The 1,348-nt window shown below is 40.6% G+C and carries 2 protein-coding genes; one reads left to right on the top strand and one right to left on the bottom strand.

Annotation, left to right across the window (positions count from 1 at the left end; genetic code table 11):
- Positions 1-92 precede the first annotated feature (92 nt).
- Positions 93-1,130 (top strand): GntR family transcriptional regulator, encoded by a 1,038-nt coding sequence (locus tag ACZFYI_RS20410; RefSeq protein WP_241141978.1) that lies wholly within the window; start codon positions 93-95, stop codon positions 1,128-1,130.
- 36 nt (positions 1,131-1,166) lie between these two features.
- Here ACZFYI_RS20410 and ACZFYI_RS20405 read toward each other — a convergent pair.
- Positions 1,167-1,348, bottom strand: a 182-nt coding sequence (locus ACZFYI_RS20405; RefSeq protein WP_462525957.1) for a hypothetical protein, incomplete at its 5' end; no start/stop codon positions are given.

Here is a 1,348-nt window from a genome sequence, read left to right as displayed (position 1 = left end):
CCAAAACAATATCCATAAATATCCAATATCAATAAATATCTAAAGAGAGAAACCGCAAATCTCTTTAAAAGTCAAACCAAAATAACCCCAAAATGACGATGTTCGACAAAATGGACAAAATCAACAACGGGTCCAAAACCCCGAAGTACCAGCAGGTAGTCAACCTGATCTTGGAAGATATCGAAAGCGGCAGGTTGAAAATCGGAGAGCGGATCTCTTCGATCAACGAGATGAGCTTTGATTTCTTGCTTTCAAGGGATACAGTAGAAAAAGCATACAATGAACTCAAAGACAGGGGCATCATCACTTCGGTCAAAGGGAAAGGTTTTTATGTGAGTTCGACCAATACTTCCAACAAACTCAAAGTCCTGTTGCTTTTCAACAAACTGAGTTCCTACAAAAAAATCATCTATTACTCGGTTTTAGAAACCCTTGGTGAAAAAGCCACGGTGGACATCCATGTGCACCATTACAATAAGTCAATGGTGCAGGAACTGCTCGAAAGGAATATGGGAAAATACCATTACTATGTGCTTGCGCCGCATTTTTATGATGAAGATTCCCACCTGATGGATTCTTATGACATTGCAAGGCAATTTCCCGAAAACAAACTGCTGATCATGGACCGTGCGGTCAAAGGCCACGAAAATGAATTTCCGGGTGTGTATCAGGATTTTGAAAAGGATATTTTCCATGCCTTGGAAGATGGGATCGAGCATTTGAAAAAATACCAAAAACTCAAACTCGTCTATCCGCGGGGACTGATGTATCCGCCGGAGATTGTGGATGGGTTTAAGAAATTCTGCTTCTACTACAATTTTGACAATGTAATCTTGGACGGTATCGACGCTGAACCCCTGTACGAAGGCGATGTATATATCACATTGGCGGAAACGGATCTGGTGAATGTCGTCAAGAAAAGCCGGGAACAAGGTTTGGAATTGGGAAAAGCAGTGGGATTGATTTCTTATAATGACACGCCGCTAAAAGAGATTTTGGCGGATGGCATCACGACGATCTCCACGGATTTTGAGCATATGGGAAAAAGGATTGCAGAACTGATTTTGGGAAAAACCACCGAAAAAGTCTCCAAAAATCCATTTAAGATGACAGTGAGGAAGACTTTGTGAGGTTTAAATCAGATTTTTTCTCCCAAGCATCTGAACTTAAAAAGTCAGATGCTTTAACAAATAATTATTTGATTCAACAATATTATAAATCCCATACCGGATAAAATCTTCCTCCACATCCGGATTGATCAATTGGATCAAAAGTCTGTTGCCAGGTAAAGCCATGGTTAGTTTTCCATTTGTTCGCAGCGGAATCTCGCCACTTATTTGCTTTGTCC

The sequence above is a fragment of the Aquiflexum sp. genome, assembly GCF_977115555.1.
The sequence above is the reverse complement of the archived record's forward strand: the minus strand, read 5'-3'. Positions and strand labels throughout refer to the sequence as shown.